Origin of the sequence: Corynebacterium incognita, assembly GCF_014217255.1 — a bacterium.
GTDB lineage: Bacteria > Actinomycetota > Actinomycetes > Mycobacteriales > Mycobacteriaceae > Corynebacterium > Corynebacterium incognitum.
The window spans coordinates 309173-334145 of record NZ_CP059404.1 but is presented as its reverse complement, the minus strand read 5'-3'; the positions used below and the strand labels follow the sequence as shown (position 1 = coordinate 334145).

Below are 24973 nucleotides of genomic sequence, written 5' to 3'. Positions count from 1 at the left end.
GCCCATGACAATGCTTGCCGAGGCAATCGAGGACTTTGCGCACTACCAGCGCACCGTCCGTGGGCGCGCGGAATCTACCGTTAAGGACTACCGCGCGGACCTGCGAACCCTCGTGGACTACGGCGTCACTGACTTCGCGGCGTTCGACCTCAATGCGCTGCGCGGCTGGCTTGCCGACGCCGTGTCTGCCGGCAAGTCCCGCGCCACCCTCGCCCGGCGCACGGCAGCGGTGCGCGCGTTTTCCACCTGGGCCGCGCAACACGGCTACATTCCGCGTGACGTCGCCGCGCGCCTCGTCACGCCGAAGCGCGGCCAGCACCTGCCCGTGGTCCTGAAAAAGAAAGACGCCGGGGAACTCGTGGGCAATGCGGTGAGCGCGGATGAGACCCATTTCCTGCGTGACACCGCCATGCTGGAGACGCTGTACGCGACCGGCATCCGTGTGGCCGAGCTGTGCGGGCTCAACGAACGCGACATCGATTTCGGCGCCCACACCCTCAAGGTCACCGGCAAGGGAAACAAACAGCGGGTTGTGCCCTTCGGCGCCGCCTGCGCGGACGCCCTCCAGCAATGGTTCGACGTCGGCAGACCCCACCTGGCGAATCCCGACGAGCAGGCCGTATTCGTTGGAAGCCGGGGCGCGCGCATAGACCCGCGCCAGGTACGTCGGGTCGTCACCAAGGCAGCGGCGGTGACCGGTGCCGGCAACCTCACCCCACACGGGTTGCGTCACACTGCCGCCACCCACCTTCTCGAAGGTGGCGCCGATCTGCGCATGGTCCAAGAACTCCTCGGCCACGCCTCCCTGCAGACCACCCAGGTCTACACCCACGTCTCCGCGCAGCGCCTCAAGGACGTCTTCAACCAGGCGCACCCCCGGGCCTAAAGTGGTTTGAGTCGGATGACGGGGGCGTCGAGAAGCTCTAATGGATCGAAGTAGGTGTCCGGGCCCGTCTTCGCACCCCAATGCAGGCCCGGGTGGCCGTGCCCCAGGCGGCCAATGACCTCGCCCTCCGCCACAACGTCACCGCGCGAGACTGCGGCATGTACCGGCTGGTAGGTGGTCCGAAACCCCTCCGGATGATCCACAGAGACCACCGGGGTCCCCGCGACCACACCAACGAACGCCACCCTCCCGGCCCCGGCCGCGAGCACCGGCGCGCCGGGCTCCAGCGGCACGTCGACGCCCCGATGCCCCGGCGACCATTCCTTCTCTGGCTGTTCAAACCCCCGCGTCACGCGCGACGGCGACCGTTGCCCGCTGGCCGGATCCACCCAGCCGGACAGCATGAGACTCAACACCACAAACCCACTGGCGATACCTTTTCGCTTCATGCTTTCCAGTAGAGCCCACAGCGGGTAACGCGGGGAAGAGTATCGTGGCCGGCCTGTGGACAACTGTGCCGCGATCCCCGTCATCCGTAATACCTTGTGGAATACTCGGCGCGTGGTTTGGACGATTGCGCGCATTGCCACTAAGATTGTGCTACAGCAGTGTGCTTGCGCACTGACTACGCGCGGCGAAGTCGGCGCCACCAGCTATAATGGGCGCGCCAATCGGTCATCGACGGGGTCCCTGTAATCCAGGGTGTTGATGTCGATATTCGTTGCCAGGGTGGGGGATAAAAGCCCTCACAACTTCTCATAACCGAAACTATTTGATTTTCAAGAAAGCGAGCGAATCATGGCAGTTGTAACCATGCGCGAGCTCCTCGACGCTGGTGTGCACTTCGGCCACCAGACCCGTCGTTGGAACCCTAAGATGCGTCGTTTCATCTTCACCGACCGCAACGGCATCTACATCATCGACCTGCAGCAGACCCTGACCTACATTGACGAGGCTTTCGAGTTCGTCAAGGAAACCGTGGCTCACGGCGGCACCGTGCTGTTCGTTGGCACCAAGAAGCAGGCTCAGGAAGCTGTGCAGGAGGCTGCTGAGCGCGTCTCCATGCCGTACGTCAACCACCGCTGGTTGGGTGGCATGCTCACCAACTTCCAGACCGTGTCCAAGCGTCTGCACCGCATGAAGGAATTGCAGGCCATGGACGCTGCTGAGGACGGCTACAAGGGCCGCACCAAGAAGGAAGTCCTGATGCTCAACCGCGAGCGCACCAAGCTGGAGCGCGTTCTCGGCGGCATCGCTGACATGACCAAGGCTCCGTCCGCACTGTGGATTGTTGACACTAACAAGGAGCACATCGCGGTCAAGGAAGCTAAGAAGCTGAACATCCCGGTCGTGGCCATCCTGGACACCAACTGCGACCCGGACGACGTCGACTTCCCGATCCCGGGCAACGACGACGCCATCCGTGCGACCAAGCTGCTCTCCGGCATCGTGGCAACCGCCATCGAAGAGGGCAAGAAGGCTCGCGAGGAGCGCCAGCTGGCTGCCGCTAAGGAAGCTGCCGGCGACACCGCTGAGAAGGACGCTCGCGACGCTGCTGAGGCAGCCGCTGCTTCTGACCCAGCTTCCGCTGAATAAACTACCGCAGTGACCCGGGTTTCCATGCTGAAACCCGGGTTTTTGTATGCTTGTCGACGCCCACTCAACCGCCCGGTAAGGTGTGGGTGAGCGTTTTTCGACCCTGATTTCAGCGCGATGTGTAAGTGTCGGCTACGCTTAGACGTCGAATACCGATCTATTTCAAGGAGGATCGCCCCAATTATGGCGAACTACACTGCTGCAGATGTCAAGAAGCTGCGCGAAGCAACCGGCTCCGGCATGATGGCCTGCAAGAAGGCCCTGGAAGAGGCTGGCGGCGACTACGACAAGGCTGTCGAGCTGCTCCGCATCAAGGGTGCTAAGGACGTGTCCAAGCGTGCTGACCGCGAGGCATCCGAGGGCCTCATCGCTGTTTCCGGCAACACCATGATTGAGATCAACTGCGAGACCGACTTCGTTGCTAAGAACGACGACTTCAAGGCTTTCGCTGCTCACGTGGCTGAGGCTGCAGCTGCTGCCAAGGCTAACTCCGCTGAGGAGCTGGCTGAGGTGGAGATCGACGGCATGAAGGCCTCCGAGCGTGTGGAGCAGGAGTCCGCAAAGATCGGCGAGAAGCTGCAGCTGCGCCGCGCTGTCACCGTTGCGGGCGACAACGTCGCTACCTACCTGCACCAGCGCTCCGCTGACCTGCCGCCGGCAGTGGGCGTCATGGTCACCTACGAGGGCTCCGCAGAGGGCGCTCACGCAGTTGCGCTGCAGGTTGCCGCTATGAAGGCCGAGTACCTCAACCGCGACGAGGTCCCGGCTGAGCTCGTTGCTAAGGAGCGCGAGATCGCCGAGCAGATCACCCGCGAAGAGGGCAAGCCTGAACAGGCAATCCCGAAGATCGTCGAGGGCCGCCTGAACGGCTTCTACAAGTCCGTCGTTCTTCTGGAGCAGGCTTCCTTGTCTGATTCCAAGAAGACCGTTGAGCAGGTTGCCAAGGAAGCTGGCACCACCATCACCGGTTTCGAGCGTTTCGAGGTTGGCGCCTAAGGCCCGCCTCTGGTACCACCCGCGCCCTGTGGCTCGGGTGGTCTCTTCGTTTTCCACCGCCACACCAGCTCGCCGCCCACTCGCTCTATGCGGCCGTTGCGTGGGGGAGCGTCTGGGTTGTCGTCGTTGCGGCCGTTGTGAAAGCGACACAGCATCGTGAGGTTGCCCGGTTCGGTCTCGCCGCCGTGCTTGTGCGCCCGCAGATGGTGAACCTCGCAGCGATCCGCCGGCACGTTGCACTCCGGCCACGCGCACCGCGGGGACTCCGCCATCGCAAGGATTCGCTGTTTCCACGACGCAAAACGCGCCCGGTAGAGGTTTACCGGGGCCGCTACCGGGTGAAACAGCCCCGCGAAGACCTCGTGGCTCATGTTGCCCCGACGCACCGCCGTGAGCCACTCGACGCCGGAGATCGACGTGCCGTCGGAAAGCTGCAGCTCCACGTCATCCCCGGCACCCGCCACGATCTTGTCCAGCGACTCCAAAGGAACCGTCACGACCGTGGTGTAGCGCGCTCGCGCGAGACCATACCCCGACTTCACGTGCTGCCAGAACGCCCCCGCCAGCGCCAACGAGCGCGGCTCATGGCTGCCGCGCGTATAGGTCTCCAGGGTCTTTTCTAAGTCGGTGATCATCCGCTGGTCGCCGCAAATGCTTAAAGTTCGCATGCCGTCACGCGCCGTACTAATGCGCACGCCCGCCTGCGGCGGCGCCGGGGCCGCCAGCTGAGCCACCCTTGCCCGCGCCAGCCGCTGCACTTCCTCGAAGCTCCCCGCGTGTGCGCACAGCTCCTCCCGCAGCGCCCACGCTCGGCCGCGCCCCCGCACGCGCCCAGCGTGCCGCTCGATCATCTCCAAACGCTCCAGCGACCATCCCCGCTCCCGGGACACCGCCACCGCCCGTGCCTGCCGCGCCGGCGAGTCCGCCGGGCCAAAATAGACCTCCGCCAGCCGCCGCCAGCGCCGCGCCTGAGCCACAGAGACGCCGAGGCGCGTGGCGACGTCGCCAGGCGCACGCCGCGCACATTCCTCCAGGATGGCCATGCCCTGGCGGCTCACCATCTCCAACGCCTCAAACACATTCATGACCGTGACCCTAAACCCCGCCTCGCCCCACCTCAACCCCCTCAATCGCCTCCTGTGGATAACTGTCACCGCCCCGCTCAGTTATCCACAACCCCGGCGCGAGCGAGTGTGTATCTCGCGCCGCGTTGGGTAGGATGGGATCCAATTGTGCCCACTGCATTGTTCAAGGAGACTGAAGTCCGCCGTGTCTAATCCCGAAGAGTTTAAGCGAACTGGCTACAAGCGCGTGATGTTGAAGCTGGGCGGTGAGATGTTCGGCGGCGGCAAGGTCGGCATCGACCCGGACGTGGTGGAAAACGTGGCGCGTCAGATTGCGGAGGTGGCGCGTCAGGGCACCGAGATCGCCGTGGTCATCGGCGGTGGCAATTTCTTCCGTGGTGCCGAGCTCTCGCAGCGCGGCATGGACCGTTCCCGCTCGGACTATATGGGCATGCTGGGCACCGTCATGAATTCCTTGGCGCTGCAGGACTTCCTCCTGCAGGAGGGCGTCGAGTGCCGAGTGCAGACTGCCATCAACATGGCGCAGATTGCCGAGCCGTACCTGCCGCTGCGTGCGGCGCGCCACCTGGAGAAGGGCCGTGTGGTCATCTTCGGTGCCGGAATGGGTATGCCGTATTTCTCCACTGACACCACGGCAGCGCAGCGCGCTCTGGAGATCGGCTGTGAGGTGCTGTTCTTGGCCAAGGCTGTCGACGGCGTGTACTCCGACGACCCGCGCACCAACCCGGACGCCGAGCTGTTTACGGAGATCACCCCTCGCGAGGTCATTGAGAAGAACCTCAAGGTCGCTGACGCCACCGCGTTCTCGCTGTGCATGGACAATAATATGCCGATCCTCGTGTTTAATTTGCTGACTGAGGGCAATATCGCCCGCGCCGCCAACGGTGAGCAGATTGGCACCTTGGTAGAGTCTAAAAAGGCTTAAACCTCCCCAGAAAGGAATCTCCCCATGATTGATGAAATTCAGATGGAAGCCGAAGAGCGCATGTCCGCCTCGGTGGAGCACACCCGCGAGGACCTCACCACCATTCGTACCGGTCGCGCAAACCCGTCGATGTTTAACGGCGTGGTTGCAGAGTACTATGGCGCCCCGACGCCGATTACCCAGATGGCCACCATTTCGGTGCCAGAACCGCGCATGTTGCTCATTAAGCCCTACGAGCAGTCCATGATGGGTGAAATCGAAAACGCCATTCGCAACTCTGATCTGGGCGTTAACCCGACTAATGACGGCCAGGTGCTGCGCGTAACCATCCCGCAGCTGACGGAGGAGCGCCGTAAGGAAATGGTGAAGGTCGCTAAGTCCAAGGGCGAGGATGGCAAAATCGCGATCCGCAACGTGCGTCGTAAGGCTATGGAACAGCTGAAGAAGCTGCAGAAGGACGGCGACGCCGGCGAAGATGAGATCACCGCTGCCGAGAAGGAAATGGAAAAGGTCACCCACGGCTACATCGAGCAGATCGATGAGCTGGTGACCAAGAAGGAAGCGGAGTTGATGGAGGTCTAGAAAGACTTCTGGCGCGTCGATGAGGGAGGAATCCATGGTGGCTGATGCCAATTCGCCGCAGCGGCGGCGCGGGCATTTGCCACAGCCAAAAAATAACGCCGGGCGTAATCTGCCCGTGGCTATTGGCATGGGCGTTTTTCTCGGCGCGCTCGTCATTGGCGCCATTTGGGCGGGCCCGTTCTGGTGGTACCTCTTGGTCTCCGTGGCCGTCGCGTGCGCCACCTGGGAGGTCGTTGGGCGCCTGCGCGAACATTCGTACCACCTGCCCAAGTACTCCATGTCCGCGTGGGGAGCGGTGATGGTATGGGTGTCCTGGTTCGCGGACGCCAAGGGTTTGGTGGCAGTGTTCGTCACTGCGGTGTTGGCCTTGATGTTTGGTCGGCTGTTCCATAACGGGCGACACCGGCCGCCGATAAATTATCTCCGTGATACGGCGGTGGGTATCTTTGTGCTGACCTGGATTCCGCTCTTTGCGACGTTCGCGGCCATGCTGTCTACCGTTTCCACCCCGTTTGCTTCGGGTGCGGCCTCTATTGTGACGTTTATGCTGTGCGTGGTGGCCTCGGACGTCGGTGGCTTCATCGCGGGCGTTATGTTTGGCTCGCACCCGATGGCGCCGGCGGTGTCGCCGAAGAAGTCATGGGAAGGCTTTGCAGGCTCGGTGCTTTTCGGCACGGTGACCGGCGCTCTCACCGTCCATTACTTGCTGCACCACCACGCCTGGATTGGCGCCATCATGGGCTTCATTCTGGTTATTTGCGCTACCTTAGGCGACTTGGTGGAATCCCAGTTTAAGCGCGAACTGGGAATCAAGGACATGTCGTCGATGATTCCCGGCCACGGGGGCCTTATGGATCGCCTAGACGGTATGCTCCCCGCTGCTATGGTCACGTGGGTCGCCATGACCTTGCTCGCTACGCAGCACTCCCTGATTTGATTTCTTGACCTGTCGGCGGAGTTCAAACATGCGCCAACCGCCGACCAGCGCCATGATCAGCGCGCCCGCGATAGCGAAAATCAAAAACGCCACGCCCGCAGGCCACTCCACGGACCAGGCGAAGAAGTTCAGCTCAGTCGTCTGCTGGTTTTGCAAGATGAAGATGATGAGCAGGATGAGCAGGAGGAAGCCCACGATGAGGCTGAGCCAGGTCGTCGCCGCAAAGGAACCTTTAACTTTTGTCTTTGGAGAGTTATTCATGACACCCATTAAACCGTGCTGCCGTAGATTGTGCTAAAACAGGGGCGATCTGGGAAGATGGGCACTATTATGGCTGAATCTCTGAAACTCAATTTTTCCGCGCCGCGACGTGGCATGCCGCCGAAGCATTTTGCGGACCTCGATCAGGACGAGCGCGTCGAAAAGCTCGCGGAGCTTGGTTTGCCGAAGTTCCGCGCTAAGCAGCTCGCCACTCATTACTACGTGCACCATACCGCCGACGCCTCGGAGATGACGGACCTGCCGGCCGCCGCCCGCGACCAGGTAGGGGAGGCGTTGTTCCCTGAGCTGATGACGCCCATCAAGGCCACCGAGACTGATGACGGCGAAACTTCCAAGTCGCTGTGGCGGCTTCACGATGGCACCTTGCTCGAATCGGTGCTCATGCGTTACCCGGGCCGCGCGACGCTGTGCATTTCCTCGCAGGCGGGCTGCGGTATGGCGTGCCCCTTCTGCGCTACCGGCCAGGGCGGTCTCGACCGCAACCTGTCCACCGCGGAGATCGTCGAGCAGGTCCGTCACGCCGCGCGCACCATGGAGGCCGAGGGCGGGCGCCTGTCCAACATCGTGTTCATGGGCATGGGTGAGCCGCTGGCAAACTACAAGCGCGTGGTGCAGGCCGTGCGCCAAATTACCGCCCCGGCGCCGTTTGGTTTTGGCATTTCGATGCGCAACGTCACCGTGTCTACGGTGGGCGTGGCGCCCGCGATCCGCAAGCTTGCCGACGAAGACCTGTCCTGCACGCTCGCCGTCTCCCTTCACACGCCTGACGACGAGCTGCGTGACACCCTCGTCCCCATTAATAATCGCTGGTCTGTCGACGAGGTCCTCGACGCCGCGAAGTACTACGTGGAGAAGACCTCGCGCCGCGTGTCCATCGAGTACGCGCTGATCCGGGACAAGAATGACCAGAATTTCCGCGCCGACATGCTCGGCCGCAAGCTGAAGGAAGCTCTGGGCACTAAGGTGCACGTTAACGTCATCCCGCTTAACCCGACACCAGGCTCGGAATGGGATGCGTCTCCGAAGGCGCAGCAGGAGGAGTTTGTCCGCCGTGTCCAGGCCCAAGGCGTGCCGTGCACCGTGCGCGACACCAAGGGGCAGGAAATCGCCGCCGCCTGCGGTCAGCTCGCTGCCGAAGAGCGCGAGCAAGCTAGCGCATAAAAAATAGCCCCGGGCCTGGCGGCCTGGGGCTTCGTTACGCGGAGCTTACTTATTGAGCTCGGCGCGCAGGTGAGCCACGCGGGAGGGCTCGATGTTGAGGGCGCGCAGCTGGGCGTCGTTAAGCTCGGAGTAGCGGTTGGACACGGTCTTCTGGTCGTAGGTCCAGTCGTACTCCTGGTAGCCCGCCGGCTGGTTGCGGCCGGTGAGGGTGCGGACCTGGTTCAGCTTCGGCTGGAACATGTGGATGAGCAGGCCGATGGCGATAAGTGCGGCGCACAGGAACAGCCAAATAGTCTCCACGTGGCCCTCGTGGTTTCCGAAGTTGTACATCAAGAGGGTGAATACGGAGATCCAGCCGAAGATCTGCACGCCGGAGCGTGGGGTGCGGCTCCAACCGAAGCCGGCAGATGGGACGTCCTCGGTGGAAACGCCGTCGAATACCTCGTACTCGTTCTTGTGGGAAGACACGTGCTCTCCTTCGCAGGTCATTAAACTCTCCCAGTATTTTAGAACATTTGTCACCGCTTGGCGATTAATACCCCCGAGGTGTCGATTATGATAGGCCAGCGTGAGTAAAAAGCGAATTTTAGTTCTCGGCTCTACTGGCTCGATCGGCACGCAAGCGCTGGAGGTTATGGCTGCTAACCCCGATAACTTCGAGTTGGTGGGTATCGCTGCGGGAGGCAGTGATCCGGCGTTGGTGGTGGAGCAGGCGCGCGCCTTCAACCTTTCTGCTGACCACATTGCTGTGGCGCGTGCCGACGCCGCGGCCGTCGTCACCGGCGAATTAGGCGCGGCGGTGCGTTACGGCGACGACGCCGCGGAGCAGCTCGTGCGCGACGTCGCCGCGGATACAGTACTCAACGCGCTCGTTGGCTCTCTGGGCCTGGGTGCGACGCTGGCCACGCTGGAGCGGGGCGCGACACTCGCGCTGGCTAACAAGGAGTCCCTCGTGGCCGGCGGCCAGCTGGTCATGGACGCCGCGGGACCGGGGCAGATCGTGCCTGTGGATTCCGAGCACTCCGCGATGGCGCAGTGCCTGTGGGCGGGGCAGCGCCGCGAGCTGGACTCGCTGGTGCTCACGGCCTCCGGCGGTCCGTTCCGCGGCCAGACCCGAGCGGACATGTGGGGCGTCACCCCGCAGCAGGCGGCACAGCACCCCACGTGGTCCATGGGGCAGATGAACACTTTGAACTCCGCGACGCTGGTGAATAAGGGCTTGGAACTCATCGAGGCGACGTTGCTTTTCGACGTCCCCGCCGAGCGCATCGACGTCACCGTCCACCCACAGTCCATCATCCACTCCATGGCGACGTTTACGGATGGCTGCACGATTGCGCAGGCCTCGCCGCCGTCGATGAAGCTTCCTATCTCGCTGGCAATCAACTGGCCCGAGCGCGTGCCGGGCGCACAGCAAGCACTGGACTTTTCCACCGCGCACGAGTGGCGTTTCGAGCCGTTGGACGAGGAGAACTTCCCCGCAGTGCGCTTAGCTCGCGAGGCCGCGGCCGCTGGAGGGACCACCCCGGCTGTGTACAACGCGGCTAACGAGGAAGCGGCCGCCGCGTTCCTGGCTGGTCGGATTCATTTCCCGCAGATTGTGGACGTCGTTGGCGAGACGCTGGCGCAGGCAAATGAGTTTGCTGTGGTGCCACGCGACGTCGCGGACGTGCTCGCCGTAGAGAAGGAGGCGCGGGCGCGCGCCAACGCGCTCGTGGATCAGATCGAGAAGTAGGATGACAAACCTGTTAGGCATCGCGCTCTTTGCCCTAGGCATCGGGCTGACCATTGCGCTGCACGAGGCCGGGCACATGCTCACGGCTCGCGCCTTCGGTATGCGTGTGCGGCGCTACTATATCGGCTTCGGACCGAAGGTGGCGTCGTTTCGCCGCGGCCACACCGAGTACGGCTTGGCGGCACTGCCGCTGGGCGGGTTCTGTGATATCGCGGGTATGACGGGCGAGGACCCGCTGACCCCCGAGGAGGAGCCACTCGCGATGTATAAACGGCCGTGGTGGCAGCGCGTCATCGTGCTGTCCGGCGGTGTGATCGTCAACCTCCTGCTGGGGCTTATCATCTTGTATTTCATCGCGGTGAGCTCCGGCATCCCGGACCCCACGGCTGACACCCGGCCGCGGGTGGGGGAGCTGTCCTGCTCGGCGGACCAGCGGACCGACGGAGAGCTGGAGAAGTGCTCCGGGCCGGGCGCAGGTGAGCGCGCCGGCATCGCTGCCGATGACGTCATCGTGGCCTTGGACGGCGAGGAAGTGAAGTCCTTCGCCGAGGTGCGTGACTACGTGCTCGTGCGCCCCGGCGAGGAAGTCATCTTCACCGTGGAGCGCGGCGGCGAGGTGAAGGACGTGGCTGTAACCCCGGACGTCGTCAAGCGGCTCAATGCCCAGGGCGAGCTCGTCGAGGCCGGCGCCGTCGGGCTGGCCAACAAACCGCTAAACATCGTACGTACCTACGGGCCACTGGAGGCCGCGCCGGCGGTGGTGCACCTGTCGGTGCAGCTTCTCGACGCCACGATCGACGGCATCGCGCAGTTCCCGGCGAAGATTCCCGGTGTGGTGGCCTCCATCTTTGGCGCCGAACGCGACGAGGAATCCCCGATGAGCGTCGTGGGCGCCTCCCGGGTGGGTGGCGAGCTGGTGGAGCGGAGCCTGTGGCCGTCGTTCTTCATGCTGCTGGTGTCGCTGAATTATTTTCTAGCGTTGTTTAATCTCATTCCGCTGCCGCCGTTTGACGGGGGCCACATCGCGGTGGTGTTTTATGAGAAGATTCGGGACGCGCTGCGCCGGATGCGCGGGCTCCGGCCGGGTGGACCGGCAGACTATTCCGGACTGATGCCGGTGACCTACGCAGTGGCGGCACTGCTGTTGACGGTGGGTGCCATCACCATTGTGGCGGACGTGGTCAACCCGATCCGGCTTTTTGGCTGAGTGCTAGAGTGGGAAAGAATTCACAATAAACACCAAGCATGTAGGAGCATTATGTCTACCCCTATCGGACTCGGAATTCCGGACGGCCCACCACCGACGCTGGCGCCGCGTCGTAAGACGCGCCAGCTGTTTGTGGGCCCGGTGGGCGTGGGTTCGGATCACCCGATTTCGGTGCAGTCGATGACTACGACGAAAACTAACGACGTCAACGCGACCCTGCAGCAGATCGCGCAGCTGGCGACCGCGGGTTGCGACATCGTCCGCGTGGCATGCCCGAAGACCATTGACGCGGAGGCGCTGCCGGAGATCGCGCGCAAGTCTCCCATTCCGGTCATTGCGGACATTCATTTCCAGCCGAAGTACATCTTCGCCGCTATTGACGCGGGCTGCGCCGCCGTGCGCGTGAACCCGGGCAACATTAAGGAGTTCGATGGCCGCGTCAAGGAAGTGGCTAAGGCTGCTGGTGACGCGGGCATCCCAATCCGCATTGGCGTGAACGGCGGCTCCCTGGACAAGCGGATGCTGGAAAAGTATGGCAAGGCTACTCCGGAGGCTCTGGTGGAGTCCGCGATGTACGAGGCGGGCTTGTTCGAGGAGCACGGCTTCGGCGATATTGCGATCTCCGTCAAGCACTCCGACCCGGTGCTCATGGTGGAGGCTTACCGCCAGCTGGCGGAGCAGACTGATTACCCGCTGCACCTGGGCGTGACCGAGGCAGGCCCGAAGTTCATGGGCACCATTAAGTCCTCGGTGGCCTTTGGCTCGCTGCTGGCTGACGGCATCGGCGACACCATTCGCGTATCTTTGTCCGCGGATCCTGTGGAGGAGATCAAGGTCGGCGACCAGATTCTGCAGTCGCTAAACCTGCGTCCGCGCAAACTGGAAATCGTGTCCTGCCCATCCTGTGGTCGCGCCCAGGTGGACGTGTACAAGCTGGCTGAGGAGGTCACCGCTGGCCTCGACGGCATGGAGTTCCCGCTCCGCGTGGCCGTCATGGGCTGCGTGGTCAACGGCCCGGGCGAGGCCCGCGACGCCGACCTCGGCGTAGCATCCGGCAACGGCAAGGGCCAGATCTTCGTCAAGGGTGAAGTTGTTAAGACCGTGCCTGAGGACAAGATTGTGGAAACCCTCATCGAGGAGGCCATGCGCATCGCCGACGAGCAGGGCCTGGAGGCCATCGAAGGTGCTAAGGCCGAGGTTCGCGTCACCAAGTAAAACTGGAGTCGCGCCCCCGAAATTAGCCACCGACCTGCTAATGTTCACCTCTATGAACAGGTCGGTGGCTTTCTTGTGCACGGTGCTCGTGTGTGCGGCGTCGCTCGTGGCGTGCACCCCTAAACCGGTCTCGGCGAAGCCGACGGCGCAGCAATTCCTCGACGCCTTCGCTGCCCCAGAGCTCGAGGGTATCGTCGACGATCCGCAGGCCGCATCCTCGGTGCTCACCGAGACTTTCACCGGCTTGCAAGCCGAGGGCGTGACCACCACGCTCAACGAAGTCACGCAAGATGAATCCGTCGCCACCGCGCATTACACAGTCTCCTGGGATCTGCCCAAAGACCGCGAGCTGACTTACGACACCTCCATGACCCTCACTAAAGCCGAGGGCTCGTGGCTCGTGCGGTGGCAGCCCTCCGCGGTACACCCGCAGCTGGGCGCCAACCAGCACCTGGAGTTGCGGGCGGAGGAGGCGCCGCGCGCGAGCGTGGTCAGCTCCGACGGTGTTGAGCTGCTCAAGCCCGGCCTGACGTACCGCGTGGTGGTAGACATCGATAAGGTCGCCGACCCGCGGCCGCTGGCCGCCGAGGTTGCCGAGGTTATCAACGCAGCCTCCGACAAGGACATCGATGCCCGCGAGCTTGCCGACGCCCTCGATGGCGCCAGCGGGTCCTACTCCGTGGCGACCCTCGACGAGAACACCGGCCGCCGTATCGAGGAACAGCTTCAAGGCACCGAAGGTGTGCGCGTTAATCAGGAACCGGCCCTCGTTAGCCGTGACCGTGGTTTCGCCCCCGACATCATGGCCCGCGTGCGCACCATCGTCAACGAGGACGTCGAGGGGGCCGCCGGGTGGAACATCTCCATCGTCAACGAAAACGGTGCCGCCCTCGACACGGTCGTCGAGGAGGCTCCACAGCCCGCCCCAGCCATCACACTGGGCTTGGACTACGACGTTCAGCGCGCCGCGGAGAAGGCCGTGGACATGCGCCCGGAGTTGGAAGCGATGATGGTGGCTATGCGGCCGTCGACAGGCGAAATCCTGGCTGTGGCGCAAACGGACAAGGCTGACGAGAAAGGCGACGTCGCGCTGGCGGGCCAGTACCCGCCGGGCTCTGTGTTTAAGATCGTCACCGCCGCGGCAGGCCTGCAGAAGCAGCAGCTGAATTCTGAAGCCATCGTGCCGTGTCCGGGAACCATGGACATCTACGGCCGAGTGGTAACCAACTACAACGGCTTCGCGCTCGGCAATGTTCCCTTGCGCGAGGCGTTCGCGCAATCGTGCAACACCACCTTCGCGGATATTTCCACGCGCCTGGAGAAGGGCGAGCTGAAGAAGATCGGCGAGCAGTTCGGACTGGGCCGTGATTACAAGATTCCGGGACTGACCACAATCACCGGTTCGATTCCGGAGGGCGAGACGGCCCTGGAGAAGACCGAGGCTGGTTACGGCCAGGGCTACGACCTTGCGAGCCCGTTCGGCATGGCGCTTGTCTCTGCGACGGTCGCGGCGGGCAAGACCCCGAACCCGTACCTGATTTCCACGCACAAGACGAAGTCCGCGGCGTCGAAGAAGCTGGATCGGCACACGCTGGACAACCTGCGCACTCTCATGCGCGCCACGGTGACTGAAGGCACCGGTCGCGGGATTCAGGGACGGGGAGAGGTCTACGGCAAGACAGGTGAGGCCGAGGTCAACGGCGGTTCGCACGCTTGGTTTACAGGGTATCGCGGCGATATTGCCTTTGCGACGCTCGTGGTACTCGGCGGTGGCTCTGATGTGTCTGTATCGATGACTGACCAGTTCTTTAACAACCTTGACGAGTATCGCAAGACCACCACGGGCTTGGAGAAGAACTAGGGGGCTACCATAGAGGGCATGACTCGAAGCGGAAAACTAGTACCAGGTAAGCCGACCCCCGTCCGGACCGTGCCCAAGGATATTGAGCGCCCGGAATACGTGTGGAAGGACGAGGTTCAAGAAAACATCGGCGAGCCTTTCGTCCAGACGCCCGAGACCATCGAGGCGATGCGTGAGGCGTCCAAGATTGCGGCGAATGCGCTGCAGGAGGCTGGCAGGGCAGTGGCTCCCGGCGTGACCACAGACGAAGTGGACCGCGTGGCCCACGAGTACATGTGCGACCACGGCGCGTACCCGTCGACGTTAGGATATCGCCATTTCCCCAAGTCGAGCTGTGTGTCTCTCAACGAGATCGTGTGTCACGGAATCCCGGACAGCACGGTGATTGAGGATGGGGACATCGTCAACATCGACGTCACTGCGTACAAAAATGGCGTCCACGGCGACACCAACGCGACCTTCCTGGCGGGAAACGTCAGCGAGGAGCATCGTCTGTTGGTGGAGCGCACCAAGGAAGCGACGATGCGTGGCATCAAGGCGGCGAAGCCGGGACGCGAAATCAACGTGATCGGACGCGTGATTGAGTCCTACGCGAACCGTTTCGGTTACAACGTAGTGCGGGATTTCACCGGCCATGGCGTGGGCCCGACGTTCCACAATGGGCTCATCGTGCTCCACCATGACTCCATGATCTACCGGGACGTCCTCGAGCCCGGCATGACGTTGACCATCGAGCCCATGATTAACCTGGGCTCGCTGGACTACGACGTGTGGGATGACGACTGGACCATTCAAAACCGTGACGGCAAATTTACCGCGCAGTGTGAACACACCATCGTCATCACCGAGGATGGCAACGAGATTCTCACGTTGCCCGACGCTTAGCGGCGGAAAATCGGATCCAGGAAGTGCTGCGGGATGATGTTGTTGTACACCGCGTAGTTGTACGCAGCAATCACGCCGCCGATACCGGAAGCAACCGCGCCGATGATGGTGGCGGTCTTCCACTTGGATGCCCACTCCGGGACGTCGTCGGCGGTCTCGGTGCCCCACAGCTCGGCGCCGGTCACCTGGTTCTCATCCTTGACGACGGCCTGGCCGTCCTCAACGGTGTAGGCGCCCCAGTCCTGACCCAGCTGGGTCACGGAGGACTGAGCGGAAGCAACGGTGGTGCCGGCCATGCCGACGGTCAGTGCAGTAGCTGCTGCAACGGCAGCCTTACGGAAGTTACGCATTGTATTTGTTCCTTCTTTCCTTGAGAGCTTAGAAGTGGTGCGGGCCGTGGTGGATGTAGTTGTAGATCGGGCCGACGATAGCGCCGATGAAGGTGCCTACTACACCCAGGATGGTCGCGCCGTACATGATCTTTGCCCACGCCGGCTGCTCGCCGAAGCCTTCCTTGGAGGAGCCGAAGATGGCGGTGCCGTTAGCCGGGTCGGTGGCGTCGGTCGTGGAGCCAATCTTGGAAGAGAGGGAGCCGCCGGTCTCACCGTTGTCGTTAGCGCCACCAGTGACGGTGGTGTCCTCGTGGACCTCGATCGCGTCTGCGTCGCCAGCGGTCTGGGCGCCGGCTACGGTGGTGCCGCCGAATGCCACTGCCAGGGCGGTGGCGCCTGCAACAGCTGCGGTACGGAATGAACGCATTGTAAATCCTCAAACTTTCGGGTTGTGTACAAATTGCTGAAACACCGGTGTTCACACGACACCATAACCAAAAGCTCATGGTTTGGGAATGCTCTCTCAAGCTAGGCGAAAACCCTGCATTTTAAATAAATGCGTCGACCTGCATAAACAGGAAGTGTTTGGCCCTCAATTTCGAAAAGTGATTCTTGTCACGTAACGCTACAGCTCCAAACCGAGAATAGCGTTCTCCGTCACCTCGGGGAGAGCAGGGTGGATCCAGTACTGCTTCCGCGCGAAATCCCGCAGGTCAATGTCGTAAACCATGACCGTGATGAGCTGCTGGATGAGCGTCGAAGCCTGTGGGCCAAAGAAGTGCGCGCCAAGCAGACGCCCAGACTTCTTGTCAGCCACCAGCTTCACGACGCCCGTGGAGTCCTCCATCGCCCAGCCGTACGCAACGTCGCCATAGTTTTGCACCTTCACCGTCACGTCGTGCCCCGCCTCGCGGGCCTGTTTCTCCGTCATGCCCACGGTGGCAATCTGCGGGTTCGTAAACACTGCGGAGGGAACAAACTCGTGGGGCATCGACCGCAAATCCTCCGGGTGCAACAGGTTGTGCGATACCGCGCGCTGCTCAGCGTTGGCCACGTGCTTGAGCATGTAAGGCGAGGAGACATCACCCAGCGCCCACACGCCTTCGGCGGTCGTGCGTCCGTACTCGTCGACCTTGACGCGGCCGTCGTCAAGCATGTCGACGCCGCCTAGGTGCAGGTCCATGTGGTCGCCGTTGGGGATGCGGCCGGTGGCCACGAGGATGGCGTCGGCTTCTAGTGTGGTGCCATCGGAGAGGGTGAGGCCGGATTCGGAGACGGCCGTGGCGGTGACGCCGGTCCGGACGTCGAAACGCTCTCGCGTCACGGCGTTGAAGCGCTCAGCGAGGTCGGCGTCGAGGAACTTCAGCAGAGGCTCCGACCGGTTGACGATGGTGACCTCGGTGCCTAAGCCGTCAAAGACGTGGGCGAACTCCATAGCGATGAATCCGCCGCCCACCACGATGAGTCGGCGCGGCTGCTCGTCGAGGCGCATGATGTCGTCGCTGGTGTAGACCGGCAGGCCCGCCTGGCGTGCCTGCGCGTACACGTCCGGCAGCATGGGGCGTGAGCCGGCCGCGATGACAATCTGCTCGCCGGAAATGACCTTGTCGCCGGTGCGCAGAGTTTTCGGCGCGACGAAGCGCGCGTGCTCGTCGTAGACGTCGATATTGGGGGTTTCCGGGCCGCGCCGGTACTCCTCGCCACCGGCCGCGATCTTGTCAATGCGGTTGGCAAAGATGCGCTCCACCATGGCTTTCCAATCTACGTCGGTCACCTCAGCCGACAGGCCCAGCTTGTCTGCAGAACGCGTGGCTACAGCGGTGTCCGCCGCGTACACGAACATCTTGGTCGGGATGCAGCCCACGTTCAGGCAGGTGCCGCCAAACGTTCCCTTCTCTACGATGGCGATGGATTTGTCATCGAATTCCGGGCTCGGGATCGAGTTGCCGGAGCCGGTACCGACGATGATGAGGTCGTAGTGGGCATCCACCTGGGTCATGAAGCTCTCCTTCTTATTGGTTCTGCTTAAGCCAACGATCCGTCACGCGCAAAGCTTCCTCGCGGGCCGGCTGGAGGGATAAGTAGACGTCGTGGCGGGCGCCTTGCAGAGGGTGTAGCTCGCCGGCGGCGCCAAGCATGGGCGCGAAACGTTTGATGTCCGCAACGTCGACGATGGCGTCCGCGGTATCGGTTTCTGGAGAATAGGGCTTGCCCAGGCGAGTGGTGTTCGAGCAAAGTGTGAGGAAGGGCACGCCGACATCAACTGTTCCCGACTGCACCTTGTCCTGTCCGAGCACCACGGCGCGTAGCCAACCCAGATACTTGGGGTGGCCGGGCAGGGGCTTGAATCGTAGATCGTACGTCCACTCACCGTGATGCGCGGCATGGAGGGACTCTCCGTACCCAGTCATGCCCTTGCCCGGCAAGGGGAGGCGAGGGAAGTATCCGCCAAAGAACGTCACGATCGGCCGCAGCGCCTTTTCCACTTGCGGCGGAACCATCATCCCCAGCCACGGGCTGTTGAGAATAAGGCCGTGGAACCAACCGTGGCGTACCGGATCGGTCTCGCGAAGGTGGTTGAGCCACAGTGCGCAGATGAGGCCGCCGGTGGAGTGAGCCATGATGGTGCACTGAGGGTGCTCAGCCATCAGGGCATCGGACGCTGCCTCGAGGTCCACGAAGTAGTGGTCCAACGTCGTCACATAGTGCCAGCGCTGACCCTCAGTGCGGGCGCGGCCACACTTGCGCAGGTCTAAGCCGTACACCGCGTAACCCAGCTCGTGGTAATGGTGTGCGACGTGCTCTTGGAAGAAGTAGTCCGTCATGCCATGTACCAGCAGCAGAGCGGGGCGCCCCGCGAGCGACTCCGCCGCGTCGGGTTGGTAACGCACGAGTGCGGCGCGCACGGGGGTTTCACCGTCGGGGTCGTCGCCAAGCGGAAGGAAGGTGACCTGAAAATCGTCACCGAGAATGTCATTGCACCACACCAAGTCCATGGTTTTCCAGGATAGCCAAAAGTGAAAAATCTTCATCCGGCAGTGGTGGTGATGTCACATTAATTTATTTAAGGCGTAAGCTAGATGCCAATTGTTGTTCCCGAATTCTAAAATGAAGAGGTATAACAGGTGTCCACACCTAAAAAGAACGCACCAGTTTCTGATGAGGTCGATGTAGCGCTTATCGGCGCTGGCGTGATGAGCGCCACGCTCGGCGCCATGCTGCGAGAGCTGGAACCCAGCTGGACCCAGATGGTATTCGAGCGTCTCGACGGCCCCGCGCTGGAATCCTCCTCCCCGTGGAACAACGCCGGTACCGGTCACTCCGCGCTGTGCGAGCTCAACTACACCCCGGAAAAGAACGGCAAGATCGATATCACCAAGGCTGTGACGATCAACGAGAAGTTCCAGATTTCTCGCCAGTTCTGGTCCCATCAGCTCAACAACGGCATCCTCACGGACCCGCGCGAGTTCCTCAATCCAGTAGCACACATGTCTTTTGCTCAGGGCGATGAGCAGATCGCGTACCTGCGTAAGCGCTACGAGGCTCTGTCCAACAACTACATGTTCCCGGACATGCAGTTCACCGACGATGAGGCCACCTTTGCCGAGAAGCTGCCGCTCATGGCCAAGGACCGCGACTACTCCAAGGAGAAGGTCGCCATTTCTTGGACCGACGTCGGAACCGACATCAACTTCGGTGCGCTGACCAAGCAGTTCCTCACCGCCGCCAAGGCCGCGGGTACCGAGATTCGTTACGGCCACGAGGTCGTAAAGATTAAGCGCGATGGCAAGAAGTGGAAGATCTTCACCAAGAACGTCCACACCGGCGACACCACCGTGGTGCGCGCGAACTTTGTCTTCGTCGGCGCCGGCGGCTACGCCCTGGACCTGCTCCGCAAGGCGGGTGTGTCTGAGGTGCACGGCTACGCGGGCTTCCCGGTTTCCGGCATGTGGCTGCGCGCTAAGAACCCGGAGCTCATCGAGCAGCATGACGCCAAGGTCTACGGCAAGGCCAAGGTCGGCGCTCCGCCGATGTCCGTGCCGCACCTGGACACCCGCGTCATCGACGGCCAAAAGGGCCTGTTGTTTGGCCCATACGGCGGCTGGAGCCCGAAGTTCCTCAAGAAGGGCAGCTACACCGACCTGTTCAAGTCCATCCGCCCGTCCAACCTGGGTTCCTACCTGGGCGTTGCGGTGCAGGAATTCGATCTCACCAAGTACCTGATCTCCGAGGTCATGAAGGACTTCGAGGATCGCGTCGAGGTGCTGCGTGAGTACGTGCCGTCGGCCCGCCCGGAGGACTGGGAGACCGTCGTGGCTGGCCAGCGCGTCCAGGTGATCAAGCCGCAGTACGCCCCGAAGTTCGGCTCCCTGGAGTTCGGCACCGCCACCATCAACAACCAGGAAGGCACCATTGCCGGCCTGCTGGGTGCGTCCCCGGGCGCTTCCATCGCGCCGGCTGCGATGCTGGAGCTGTTGGAGCGTTGCTTCGGCGAGCACATGATCGAGTGGGCTGACAAGATCTACGAGATGGTCCCGTCGTACGGCACCAAGCTCGGCCGCGATAGCAAGATGTTCGACGAGATGTGGGAGTTCACCCAGTCCACTCTGAAGCTCGATCAGTAGGGGGCGATGCAGAAGGTCGTGCCCAATTTTTGGGCTGATGCGGTCGGCGAGGACATCGTCGGCTATTACCAGCAGGTGCTTGGCGACGCCGCCGTCACCTGCGCCGCCCATGTGCGGTACCCGGCAGGCCCGCGAATCGGCGGGACGCTGCTCGTGGACCTTGAGTTCTACGGTTACCGGGTTACCTTCATTAACGGCGGTCCGCAGTTTCGGCCGAACCCGTCGCTGAGCCTGCACCTGCGCCTTCCATCTGGGGCGCGGGAGGTGGCCCAGTCACTGTCCGCCGAGGGCCGGGTTCTCATGGAATTCGGGGAGTATCCTTTCGCCGCGGAGTACGCGTGGGTGGAGGACAAGTTTGGCGTGAGCTGGCAGGTTTTCGGAGCTGCCGCGGACAACGGTGTGCAGCCATGCCTGATGTTGTGTGGCGAAGCCCAAGGCCGCGGCACGGAGGCCGCGACGTTTTATACCGGCGCGCTTCCCGACGCCGCGGTGGGCGACCTCGTGCCCACCTCTTCCGGTGAGCTGTTGTACGGCACTATCGAAATCGCCGGCGAGCCCATCGCCTTGATGGACTCTGGTGTGCCCCAAGACTTTAGCTTCAGCACCGGTGCGTCGCTGTTGCTCAATGCGCACGGGCAGGCCGAGTTGGACGCGATGTGGGAAGCGCTGTCCGACGTCCCGGCCGCCGAGCAATGCGGCTGGCTTGTGGATCGTTTCGGGCTGTCTTGGCAAGTCGTGCCCGATAACCTTGCTGAGCTGATGGAGCGCCCCGACGCTTACGACAAGCTCATGGCGATGAAGAAGATCCAGATCGCGGACTTTTAGGTCCCGCAGAAGGTGCGGTAGCCCGCAAGGCCGTCGCCGCTCGGCTGGAGGAAAATCGGGTCGGGCTCAGCAAAGGGCTGCTGGAGCGCGCCGGACAAGGCGTTGAACTTGCGTAGGTCGCCGTTCGTCGCCGCCTGTAGAGCTTCCTCGACCCGCAGGTTGCGGGGGATGAGCCGGGGGTTGCGCGGGGGCGTTGCCTTGCCGCGCCACTGCGCCACCCATTCCGGGGCCTGGAGGAGGTCGCGGAGTGCTCCTTCATCGGCGTCGGCAAGCGCGCGGTGTACCGAATTGAGGTCCGGGTGCTGAGCGGACAGCACCTCGTCCCAGCCGTTAAGGATCTCGGTGTCCGCGGGCGAAACACCCAGTGCACGGGCTTGTTCGGCCGCGTGCGCTCGGGCCCAGATAGCGGGGAAGGAATCGACGGCTTCTTGTGCCCAGTCCAGCCCGAGTGAGGGCACAATGGCCTGCGCGAACTGTGCCAGGTTCCAGTGCACGATATCGGGTTGGTGGCCGAAGGCGTAGCGCCCGCCGGTGTCGATGGAGGAGTAGCACGTGTCCAGGTCGAAGTTCTCGGCGTAGGCGCACGGGCCGAAGTCGATGGTTTCGCCGGAGAGCGTGGTGTTGTCCGTGTTCATAACGCCGTGGATGAAGCCAAGGCGCATCCATTTTGCCACGGTGTCGGCCTGGGTTTCCATGACGCGCCGGAACAGCTCGCGGCGGCGCTCCTGCGGGTGCGGCTCCTTGGCAACGTCGGGATAGTGGCGTTGCGCCGCGTAGTCCAGCAGGTCATTGACGGCGTGTTCGCCCAGGTGCATCGCGGCGAATTGCACCGTGCCGATGCGCAGGTGTGACGCCGCCGCCCGCACACCCACTGCCGCGGGCTGGACGGGCACGCTGCCGAAGCCCTGGCGCTGGATCGCGATGCCCGTCACGATCACTGCGAGGCTACGGGCGGTAGGCGCGCCGACTGCGTGCAGGTACTCGGAGTGGAGGTACTCGCGCAGCATCGAGGCCAGTGTGCCACGCCCGTCCGAGCCGGGGCGGGAGTACGGGGTGCGGCCGATACCCTTCGCGTGCAGGTCCACCACGTCACCCGCAGGCGTGTGCCATTCGCCGAGAAGGAGCGCGCGGCCGTCGCCAAGCACGGGGCTCAGCTGGCCGAACTGGTGCCCCGCATACGCCATGGCCACTGGCTTGTCGCCGTGGCCGAGCAGGAAGTCGATGCCCGCGGGGCTGGCCAACCACTCCGGGTCGAGGCCGAGCTCCAGCGCTAAGGCCTCATTAAGTACCACCAGCTGCGGCCGGGGGTGCTCCTCGCCGTGGCTGGGCGCGGTCAGCGTAGGGAAGCGGAGGGCGTAGTCGTGAGTAAATACGGGTGCTTTCACAACCCCCACTGTAGTTCTAGCCCGCGCGCAGGATGGATTCCATCTTCTTTCCGCGTGCCAGCTCGTCGATGAGCTTGTCCAGGTAGCGAATTTCGCGCATGAGGTCGTCCTCGATCTCCTGGACCTTCACGCCGCACACGGATCCGGTAATGAGCTCCCGGTTAGCGTTCATAGCCGGTGCCTGCGCGAAGAAGTCCCGGAAGGTGACCCGGTTGTCCACCACGGCGGCGATGTCACTATCGGAATATCCCGTCAACCACGTGATGATCTCGTGTACCTCTGCCTTCGTGCGCCCCTTGCGCTCAGCCTTGTTGACGTAGTGCGGGTACACCTCGGCAAAAGGCATGGAGAAGATACGGTGCTCACTCATCCGCGCCATCCTCCTTGAGCGAGTTGGCGTGCGGGAACATGGTGCCACGCACGTGCACGTCCACGGCGCCACCAATCCAGATATTCGCGCCATCGTCGTAGACGTGCACCAGGCCTGCGCGGCCCACCTGACTGCCCTGCATGGCGGTGTAGATCTCCGGGACCTCATCACGCTCGCGCAGCCACTGCGCCACCGCGCCGTTGAGCGAGCCGGTCACCGGATCCTCACGGGTGCCGGTAAACGCGCGGACCTCGTACAGCGGGCCCTCGTCCACCGCCTCGTCGTCGGCAACGAAGCCAACGAGCCCGAATTTCATCGCATTTTCTTGGACCTTGACCTCCCGCACCGCGGCGGCGCTCTTCAGCTGCACGATGATCCAGCCGGGGCCGTTGTCGCCCCACACCGCGGCTACGACGTCGTCACGCTGGAGGCCGCAGGACTGAATGATTGCCGCCAGGTCGGCGTCGTCCACCTCGCCGCCGCGCTGCAGATCCGGGGTGGCAAAGGAGAAGATAGTCTCCTTGCGCTCCTGCGCGTTGCGGATGGTTTCTTCCTGGATCTCCACCAGCCCCACCGCGCATTCCTGCACGATGTTGCCCGCGATCTGCGGCTCGCCGCCGGCCTCGCGCCAGGCGCGCGCCGTGCCCAATGTCGGGTGCCCGGCAAAGGGGAACTCGGTGTAGGGGGAGAAGATGCGCACTCGGTAGTCTGCGCGCGGATCCGTGGGCGTGAGCACGAAGGTGGTCTCTGAGAAATTTGTCCACGAGGCGATGGCCTGCATTTCCTCGGTGGTGAAATCATCCGCGCCCATCACCACGGCAACAGGGTTGCCGGTAAAAGGGCCGGTGCCAAAGACGTCTAACTCGAAATATTCGCGCTCCATGGGTTAATAGTGTAGCTAGTGCAGCTTCGACGTGCGGCCACCACTGCCGAGGTATTCCTTAAAATACGGCAGCACGAACTCCACCTCGCCCCACCCGGCAGGCGCAATGAGGTCCCGGGCGATGAGCTTGTGCCGAGAGTCGCTGAGGCCCTTGGTGGTTTTGCCCATCTCCGCGGCGATGTCCGCCACCGCCACGGGGTGATTGTCCTCGCCCATCACCCGTGCCATGGCGAGGAGGACATTGCGCTGGCCGTCGGGGACCCCTTTCATGGACGGGTGGTGTACTTGCAGGGCGATGGTGTCGATGGCTTCGCGTTCGATGGCGAGGATGTCGTCCGGGCTTATCGACGCCCTGCCCGCGCGGCGTGCCACATCCCACGCCAGCGATCCCACCAGCTGCACGAGGTAGGGATAACCCTGCGCCACCAGTGCTGCGCGGGTGGCCGCCTCCTCGGTCATCTCGATCCCGGAGCCGCGGGCGGTGTGGAGGAGGGCTTGCTGTGCGTCGTCGTCGGTGAGCGGGCCTAAGTCGAAGCGGCGGGCGCGGCGCATGAACGTGGTGCCTGGCAGGTCCAGCAGCGTGTCGACGCCGTGGGTCAGTCCCGCGACGATCAGGCTGACGTTCTTGTCGTCGCGAATGAGATCCTGGTAGGCCGTGGCTAGCTCGTGGAGGTCCGTAGGGTCCGCGTCTTGGACTTCGTCGACGGAAATGACAAATCCGGTGTTGTGCGGCGCTAGGGCGTCGGCAAGCTGGTGCATGCGCGAGGTAAGCGTGGGGGTGGGTTCCGCCTCGGCGTCGAGATCCGTAGAGATGGACCCTAGGCCCATGACGCGCAAGCCCGTGATGTCCCGACGCTTGGCGCGGCCGCGAAAAGTGTGGAGCGCTTCCGGGATGATGGAATCTACCAGCCGGCCCGCCATTCCAGGAGTGCTTGGGGTGCGCAGGATGAGCCAGCCGTGGGCGCGGGCGCGGTCTTCGAGTTCGCTGAGTAGGACGGTCTTGCCGATGCCGCGCGAGCCGCTGAGCACCAGGCTGCGGTGTGGGTGCCCGGGGCCGGCACCGATGGCCTCGTCGTAGTCATTGAGGGCACTGGCACGACCGGCCCAGTAGCGGGGCGAGGCGCCGAACGTGGGGCGGAAGGGGTTGTGCAGCGAATCGTTCATGCATGCCACTTTAGCGGAGGCAATTGAGAAATTTGA

Annotated in this window: 25 protein-coding genes and 1 pseudogene; 14 read left to right on the top strand and 12 right to left on the bottom strand. The window is 63.0% G+C overall.

Features of this window, described 5'->3' with window-relative positions; all coding sequences use genetic code 11:
* The first annotated feature begins 4 nt into the window (after window positions 1-4).
* Window positions 5-886 (top strand): tyrosine recombinase XerC, encoded by an 882-nt coding sequence (locus H0194_RS01600; protein ID WP_185176153.1) that lies wholly within the window; start codon window positions 5-7, stop codon window positions 884-886.
* On the opposite strand, the gene H0194_RS01595 is transcribed toward H0194_RS01600, so the two are convergent.
* On the bottom strand, window positions 883-1335 hold the full coding sequence (locus tag H0194_RS01595; protein WP_185176152.1) for a M23 family metallopeptidase: 453 nt from the start codon (window positions 1333-1335) through the stop codon (window positions 883-885). The genes H0194_RS01600 and H0194_RS01595 overlap by 4 nt on opposite strands.
* 349 nt (window positions 1336-1684) lie before the next feature.
* Here H0194_RS01595 and rpsB point away from each other — a divergent pair, with 349 nt between their 5' ends.
* On the top strand, window positions 1685-2482 hold the full coding sequence (rpsB, locus tag H0194_RS01590; RefSeq protein ID WP_185176151.1) for a 30S ribosomal protein S2: 798 nt from the start codon (window positions 1685-1687) through the stop codon (window positions 2480-2482).
* 183 nt (window positions 2483-2665) lie between these two features.
* Window positions 2666-3478 (top strand): translation elongation factor Ts, encoded by an 813-nt coding sequence (gene tsf, locus H0194_RS01585; protein WP_185176150.1) that lies wholly within the window; start codon window positions 2666-2668, stop codon window positions 3476-3478.
* Here the strand turns inward: tsf and H0194_RS01580 are convergent.
* Window positions 3475-4563, bottom strand: coding sequence for an HNH endonuclease signature motif containing protein (locus H0194_RS01580; protein ID WP_185176149.1), 1089 nt, complete (start codon window positions 4561-4563; stop codon window positions 3475-3477). The two genes, tsf and H0194_RS01580, sit on opposite strands and share 4 nt — an antisense overlap.
* 229 nt (window positions 4564-4792) lie before the next feature.
* Here H0194_RS01580 and pyrH point away from each other — a divergent pair, with 229 nt between their 5' ends.
* The 3 genes from pyrH to H0194_RS01565 are packed head-to-tail and all read left to right on the top strand — an operon-like array spanning window position 4793 to window position 7007.
* The gene (gene pyrH, locus H0194_RS01575; RefSeq protein ID WP_211996083.1) at window positions 4793-5488 is read left to right on the top strand and encodes a UMP kinase; all 696 of its coding nucleotides are present in this window, start codon (window positions 4793-4795) and stop codon (window positions 5486-5488) included.
* A 24-nt stretch (window positions 5489-5512) separates the two neighbouring features.
* Window positions 5513-6070: a ribosome recycling factor gene (frr, locus tag H0194_RS01570; protein WP_185176147.1), complete on the top strand. Its 558-nt coding sequence runs from the start codon at window positions 5513-5515 to the stop codon at window positions 6068-6070.
* 34 nt (window positions 6071-6104) lie between these two features.
* Window positions 6105-7007 carry a phosphatidate cytidylyltransferase gene (locus tag H0194_RS01565; protein WP_246388994.1) on the top strand — a complete coding sequence of 301 codons (903 nt, stop codon included), beginning with the start codon at window positions 6105-6107 and terminating at the stop codon, window positions 7005-7007.
* Here the strand turns inward: H0194_RS01565 and H0194_RS01560 are convergent.
* Window positions 6930-7253 (bottom strand): annotated as a pseudogene (locus tag H0194_RS01560) (LapA family protein); the annotation flags it as partial. The gene H0194_RS01565 and the pseudogene H0194_RS01560 sit on opposite strands and share 78 nt — an antisense overlap.
* Before the next feature lie 84 nt (window positions 7254-7337).
* On the opposite strand from H0194_RS01560, the gene rlmN reads away from it, so the two are divergent.
* Window positions 7338-8450 carry a dual-specificity RNA methyltransferase RlmN gene (gene rlmN, locus H0194_RS01555; protein ID WP_185176144.1) on the top strand — a complete coding sequence of 371 codons (1113 nt, stop codon included), beginning with the start codon at window positions 7338-7340 and terminating at the stop codon, window positions 8448-8450.
* A gap of 45 nt (window positions 8451-8495) precedes the next feature.
* Here rlmN and H0194_RS01550 read toward each other — a convergent pair whose 3' ends face one another.
* On the bottom strand, window positions 8496-8918 hold the full coding sequence (locus tag H0194_RS01550; RefSeq protein WP_246388993.1) for a DUF2631 domain-containing protein: 423 nt from the start codon (window positions 8916-8918) through the stop codon (window positions 8496-8498).
* A gap of 100 nt (window positions 8919-9018) precedes the next feature.
* On the opposite strand from H0194_RS01550, the gene dxr reads away from it, so the two are divergent.
* The 5 genes from dxr to map are packed head-to-tail and all read left to right on the top strand — an operon-like array spanning window position 9019 to window position 15353.
* Window positions 9019-10185, top strand: coding sequence for a 1-deoxy-D-xylulose-5-phosphate reductoisomerase (gene dxr, locus H0194_RS01545; protein ID WP_185176142.1), 1167 nt, complete (start codon window positions 9019-9021; stop codon window positions 10183-10185).
* Between the two features lies 1 nt (window position 10186).
* A complete protein-coding gene (locus H0194_RS01540; RefSeq protein WP_185176141.1) occupies window positions 10187-11392 on the top strand; it encodes a M50 family metallopeptidase in 1206 nt (401 codons plus the stop codon).
* Between the two features lie 51 nt (window positions 11393-11443).
* Window positions 11444-12607: a flavodoxin-dependent (E)-4-hydroxy-3-methylbut-2-enyl-diphosphate synthase gene (ispG, locus tag H0194_RS01535; protein WP_185176140.1), complete on the top strand. Its 1164-nt coding sequence runs from the start codon at window positions 11444-11446 to the stop codon at window positions 12605-12607.
* 52 nt (window positions 12608-12659) lie between these two features.
* The gene (locus tag H0194_RS01530; protein WP_185176139.1) at window positions 12660-14468 is read left to right on the top strand and encodes a penicillin-binding transpeptidase domain-containing protein; all 1809 of its coding nucleotides are present in this window, start codon (window positions 12660-12662) and stop codon (window positions 14466-14468) included.
* Window positions 14469-14486: 18 nt separating this feature from the next.
* Window positions 14487-15353, top strand: coding sequence for a type I methionyl aminopeptidase (gene map / locus H0194_RS01525; RefSeq protein WP_185176138.1), 867 nt, complete (start codon window positions 14487-14489; stop codon window positions 15351-15353).
* On the opposite strand, the gene H0194_RS01520 is transcribed toward map, so the two are convergent.
* The 4 genes from H0194_RS01520 to H0194_RS01505 form a co-directional block, all read right to left on the bottom strand.
* Window positions 15350-15703 (bottom strand): hypothetical protein, encoded by a 354-nt coding sequence (locus H0194_RS01520; protein WP_185176137.1) that lies wholly within the window; start codon window positions 15701-15703, stop codon window positions 15350-15352. The two genes, map and H0194_RS01520, sit on opposite strands and share 4 nt — an antisense overlap.
* A 28-nt stretch (window positions 15704-15731) precedes the next feature.
* Complete coding sequence (locus tag H0194_RS01515; protein WP_185176136.1) at window positions 15732-16112, bottom strand: hypothetical protein; 381 nt, start codon at window positions 16110-16112, stop codon at window positions 15732-15734.
* 198 nt (window positions 16113-16310) lie between these two features.
* Window positions 16311-17684 carry a mycothione reductase gene (gene mtr, locus H0194_RS01510; RefSeq protein WP_185176135.1) on the bottom strand — a complete coding sequence of 458 codons (1374 nt, stop codon included), beginning with the start codon at window positions 17682-17684 and terminating at the stop codon, window positions 16311-16313.
* 13 nt (window positions 17685-17697) lie between these two features.
* On the bottom strand, window positions 17698-18681 hold the full coding sequence (locus tag H0194_RS01505) for an alpha/beta hydrolase (RefSeq protein ID WP_185176134.1): 984 nt from the start codon (window positions 18679-18681) through the stop codon (window positions 17698-17700).
* Between the two features lie 129 nt (window positions 18682-18810).
* On the opposite strand from H0194_RS01505, the gene mqo reads away from it, so the two are divergent.
* Together mqo and H0194_RS01495 are read left to right on the top strand one after the other, a co-directional pair.
* Complete coding sequence (gene mqo / locus H0194_RS01500; RefSeq protein WP_185176133.1) at window positions 18811-20310, top strand: malate dehydrogenase (quinone); 1500 nt, start codon at window positions 18811-18813, stop codon at window positions 20308-20310.
* A gap of 6 nt (window positions 20311-20316) precedes the next feature.
* Window positions 20317-21135 carry a VOC family protein gene (locus H0194_RS01495; RefSeq protein WP_185176132.1) on the top strand — a complete coding sequence of 273 codons (819 nt, stop codon included), beginning with the start codon at window positions 20317-20319 and terminating at the stop codon, window positions 21133-21135.
* Here the strand turns inward: H0194_RS01495 and H0194_RS01490 are convergent.
* From H0194_RS01490 to H0194_RS01475, 4 genes are read right to left on the bottom strand one after another with little or no spacing between them, the layout of a single operon-like run.
* The gene (locus tag H0194_RS01490) at window positions 21132-22520 is read right to left on the bottom strand and encodes a protein adenylyltransferase SelO family protein (protein ID WP_185176131.1); all 1389 of its coding nucleotides are present in this window, start codon (window positions 22518-22520) and stop codon (window positions 21132-21134) included. The genes H0194_RS01495 and H0194_RS01490 overlap by 4 nt on opposite strands.
* A gap of 16 nt (window positions 22521-22536) precedes the next feature.
* Entirely contained in the window at window positions 22537-22890 is a 354-nt protein-coding gene (locus H0194_RS01485) for a DUF2200 domain-containing protein (RefSeq protein WP_185176130.1), read from the bottom strand.
* Window positions 22883-23773 (bottom strand): PhzF family phenazine biosynthesis protein, encoded by an 891-nt coding sequence (locus H0194_RS01480; protein WP_185176129.1) that lies wholly within the window; start codon window positions 23771-23773, stop codon window positions 22883-22885. The genes H0194_RS01485 and H0194_RS01480 overlap by 8 nt, the downstream gene beginning before the upstream one ends.
* A 15-nt stretch (window positions 23774-23788) precedes the next feature.
* A complete protein-coding gene (locus H0194_RS01475; protein WP_185176128.1) occupies window positions 23789-24937 on the bottom strand; it encodes an ATP-binding protein in 1149 nt (382 codons plus the stop codon).
* Window positions 24938-24973 lie beyond the last annotated feature (36 nt).

Excerpts from the sequence above, each read along its gene's own strand:
- frr (WP_185176147.1), top strand. The coding sequence starts at position 5,513 with ATGATTGATGAAATTCAGATGGAAGCCGAAGAGCGCATGTCCGCCTCG.
- H0194_RS01520 (WP_185176137.1), bottom strand. The coding sequence starts at position 15,703 with ATGCGTAACTTCCGTAAGGCTGCCGTTGCAGCAGCTACTGCACTGACC.
- tsf (WP_185176150.1), top strand. The coding sequence starts at position 2,666 with ATGGCGAACTACACTGCTGCAGATGTCAAGAAGCTGCGCGAAGCAACC.
- H0194_RS01495 (WP_185176132.1), top strand. The coding sequence starts at position 20,317 with ATGCAGAAGGTCGTGCCCAATTTTTGGGCTGATGCGGTCGGCGAGGAC.
- rpsB (WP_185176151.1), top strand. The coding sequence starts at position 1,685 with ATGGCAGTTGTAACCATGCGCGAGCTCCTCGACGCTGGTGTGCACTTC.
- map (WP_185176138.1), top strand. The coding sequence starts at position 14,487 with ATGACTCGAAGCGGAAAACTAGTACCAGGTAAGCCGACCCCCGTCCGG.
- H0194_RS01505 (WP_185176134.1), bottom strand. The coding sequence starts at position 18,681 with ATGGACTTGGTGTGGTGCAATGACATTCTCGGTGACGATTTTCAGGTC.
- H0194_RS01485 (WP_185176130.1), bottom strand. The coding sequence starts at position 22,890 with ATGAGTGAGCACCGTATCTTCTCCATGCCTTTTGCCGAGGTGTACCCG.
- H0194_RS01595 (WP_185176152.1), bottom strand. The coding sequence starts at position 1,335 with ATGAAGCGAAAAGGTATCGCCAGTGGGTTTGTGGTGTTGAGTCTCATG.
- H0194_RS01540 (WP_185176141.1), top strand. The coding sequence starts at position 10,187 with ATGACAAACCTGTTAGGCATCGCGCTCTTTGCCCTAGGCATCGGGCTG.
- rlmN (WP_185176144.1), top strand. The coding sequence starts at position 7,338 with ATGGCTGAATCTCTGAAACTCAATTTTTCCGCGCCGCGACGTGGCATG.
- H0194_RS01515 (WP_185176136.1), bottom strand. The coding sequence starts at position 16,112 with ATGCGTTCATTCCGTACCGCAGCTGTTGCAGGCGCCACCGCCCTGGCA.
- ispG (WP_185176140.1), top strand. The coding sequence starts at position 11,444 with ATGTCTACCCCTATCGGACTCGGAATTCCGGACGGCCCACCACCGACG.
- H0194_RS01565 (WP_246388994.1), top strand. The coding sequence starts at position 6,105 with ATGGTGGCTGATGCCAATTCGCCGCAGCGGCGGCGCGGGCATTTGCCA.
- H0194_RS01600 (WP_185176153.1), top strand. The coding sequence starts at position 5 with ATGACAATGCTTGCCGAGGCAATCGAGGACTTTGCGCACTACCAGCGC.
- H0194_RS01580 (WP_185176149.1), bottom strand. The coding sequence starts at position 4,563 with ATGAATGTGTTTGAGGCGTTGGAGATGGTGAGCCGCCAGGGCATGGCC.
- H0194_RS01480 (WP_185176129.1), bottom strand. The coding sequence starts at position 23,773 with ATGGAGCGCGAATATTTCGAGTTAGACGTCTTTGGCACCGGCCCTTTT.
- pyrH (WP_211996083.1), top strand. The coding sequence starts at position 4,793 with ATGTTGAAGCTGGGCGGTGAGATGTTCGGCGGCGGCAAGGTCGGCATC.
- mtr (WP_185176135.1), bottom strand. The coding sequence starts at position 17,684 with ATGACCCAGGTGGATGCCCACTACGACCTCATCATCGTCGGTACCGGC.
- H0194_RS01475 (WP_185176128.1), bottom strand. The coding sequence starts at position 24,937 with ATGAACGATTCGCTGCACAACCCCTTCCGCCCCACGTTCGGCGCCTCG.
- H0194_RS01530 (WP_185176139.1), top strand. The coding sequence starts at position 12,660 with ATGAACAGGTCGGTGGCTTTCTTGTGCACGGTGCTCGTGTGTGCGGCG.